We start from the raw sequence: 2,605 nt of genomic DNA, 5'->3' as shown, positions 1-2,605 counted from the left end.
CCCAACCCGGTGAGCACGGACAGCGCCAGATTTCGAAGAGTCGCCAGGCGTAGCTTGGCCTGGGCGGCCTCCACGTTCTCCATGGAACTGTCAGGCGCCTCTCGTTCGACCATGCCTTTAGCGAGGTTCTTGCGGGCATCGTCAGTTGCCGTAGCGAGATGGTTACCGACCTGCCAGAGGAGGCAATGGCGGCGAACCATCAGCCAACTGCGCCAGCGATCCTGGAGCGAGAGGACAATCGTTCGCGATGGATCCTTGTCGGGAATCGGGAGTGAAGATTTCCGAGCACAGATGTGGCCAATGTTTACGAGCAGTCCAGAAGGTGTATGGCGGTAGCAGACACCGTGGTGGAAGGACGTTCCACAATGGTCACAGCGGCCGTCGGCCTTCCATGGCCCGTCGATCAGTTCGTGTTCTCGAAGAGCGTCTTTGTGCATCGTCTGATGGGTGCCGTACTGGTCGGGGACCACGTCGGAGGGCCCCTGATAGAACGCGGCGACCGCCAGGTAGTTGGTTGGATCGAACTCCGAGTGGTCTGGTCGGTGGTATTCGGGGCGGGAGGCATCGTCGGAGACTTCCGCCTCTTGGTCGGGCTTGCTAGGAGCGCCAGAGTCCAGGGCGAGGTCTGTAGATGGATCGTCGCTGGTGTCGTCCCCATCATCGAACCGGGTTAAAGCGGCGTCTACGGCCCGCGCATTGACGACATCCATCGAGCCGATCTCTGACAGATCGGTGTCCAAGTCGAGCAACTCAAGTTCGAGGCCTGAAAGGCTGAACGCCTCGTCGTCTGGTGCTGGCCCGACGGCTGACGGGTCGAGGTAGAGGAGGCGCTGTGTGTCGTGCATCGGAGTGGGAACCCCTTCGGGAAGGTCGCCTCCGTCGACGAGGCTGAAGGCAGCTTCCCGGAGGAGAATCCACGGCTTCGGATCAGGTATCGCGGGTGGCCCGGTGTCGGGCATCCCCACCTCTTGGAGCCGGAAGAGCAGGTTGTCGGAGTCATTGTTGGACATTCCGGGGCGGAACCTCATGACCACTCTGGAATTCTCTCCGAACGTGAGTTGCTGGGCTGCCGCTGCAACTCCCTCACCAACACGTGTCGCAACCTGGTCGATCACCAGCAACGGGGCCTTTTTGGCGGCTGCGATGAAGTTGCGGAGGAATAGGCGGAGACCTTGCAGGATTCCGATTTCGCTTGCTCGATGTGCGGGAGGTGCCTGGAACCTCCGAAAGGCGAAGCCGCTCGCATCGGCGATGCCTGCCGAAACCTCTGGTCCGATAGGTGAACGGTTAGAGGCCTGAATCGCGTTGATGCCCGGTGGGACGATCCACGGGCCGCTCTCCGGGAACGCACCGGCGAGCACGTCGTCGACCATGTGCCCGGAGTTGACTACCCGGAGTTGGCCCCGGATCAGGCGCGCCGGGGTGATATTTCCAGCCGGATCATCGTGCAGGTTGAGGACCGGCTCTTCGAGCCAGCGGAAGCCCCCGGTCGCGAGAAGGGCGATCAGTAGGCAGGTGCTTGGCTGGTCGCGAGCTCGAAGTGGGAGAACTGCTACCTCCGCGTCAGCGATCAGGATGAGGTCGTGAAGGAAATGGGCGTCCCAGCGCGGATCGAACAACTCTGGTCCGAAGTCGCCCTCCGGTTCTGCGCAACTGACGGTATAGGCGCGGAACTCGCATCCGCTGAGGAACGACGATCGGACAGCGTCGAGGAGCTCCAACTCTCGATCACACCGCGTGCTCTCGATAGAGCTCAATGGGCCGCTCCTTACCGAGACAAAAGTGACCGCTGGCCACATCTCACCGGTCAGAACCTCTTCGAGCGTGCACGTGGTACTGCCTTGCGCACGGACCCAGGTGACGGGAGCTTCAAGGTCTCTCCCCGCATCTCCCAGGTCTATGAGCGCAACGGCGGTCATGAGGTCTTCGGCAGCCCACTGGTCAAAGGTCTCGACGAATTTCGCGTCCGGACCGGTTAGGTCCGCCGCGAGGATTGTGAGGTGTCGTGTCTTCGCCTCAAGGGGAATGACAGGGGTTGCGCTGCTGTCTGTCACACGACGGATCCGGTTGACCGAGTGTGCAGAGAGGTCAGAACTTCGCTGTAACCACGAATAAGGTCGTCGACCAGCTCGTGGGTCATCGCGTCCTCAGGTTCTACGACGCCAACTGACTTTCGGAACTCCGTACCTGCGAAGGGCATGGCCTTAACTCTCTCGAATCGTTTAATGTTCGCTTCGAGGTACGTCACCAGATTGGTAGTTCTTTCCTCCTCAGTTTCCCCACAGGCCTTCTTGTAACGGTCCCGGTCCTCTGCGGTAAAGGGAACGGTTCCCTCGCGCATGAAGGTTTCGGCCTCGCCGTGGAGCATGTACACCTTTCCCGAGCCCTCACCCAGCTGGTATAGGCGCTCATAAGCGGCGAAGGCCTTTTGGTGTTGAACTGAGACCGTGCCATAGCATTTGACGAACGCTTCCATGAGCGCCGGCAAGATGTTGTCTTGGCTCACCTCGGTTAGCAGCGGGAATGGGAATCGGAGCGGACCATCGGGCCCTGTGATGCTCACTTCTCTTGTCGGATCAGCAGTGGCATAGCCGAGCATGCGGGC

Annotated in this window: 2 protein-coding genes; both read right to left on the bottom strand. The window is 60.7% G+C overall.

Annotated elements, in window-relative coordinates; all coding sequences use genetic code 11:
- On the bottom strand, positions 1 to 2,054 hold a 2,054-nt coding region (locus OSA81_13620), incomplete at its 3' end, for a hypothetical protein (protein MDE0900040.1).
- A partial coding sequence (locus tag OSA81_13615; protein ID MDE0900039.1) for a hypothetical protein occupies positions 2,051 to 2,605 on the bottom strand: 555 nt, incomplete at its 5' end. The genes OSA81_13620 and OSA81_13615, both read right to left, overlap by 4 nt.

Source organism: Longimicrobiales bacterium (assembly GCA_028823235.1).
GTDB lineage: Bacteria > Gemmatimonadota > Gemmatimonadetes > Longimicrobiales > Gaopeijiaceae > UBA2589.
The sequence above is the reverse complement of the archived record's forward strand: the minus strand, read 5'-3'. Positions and strand labels throughout refer to the sequence as shown.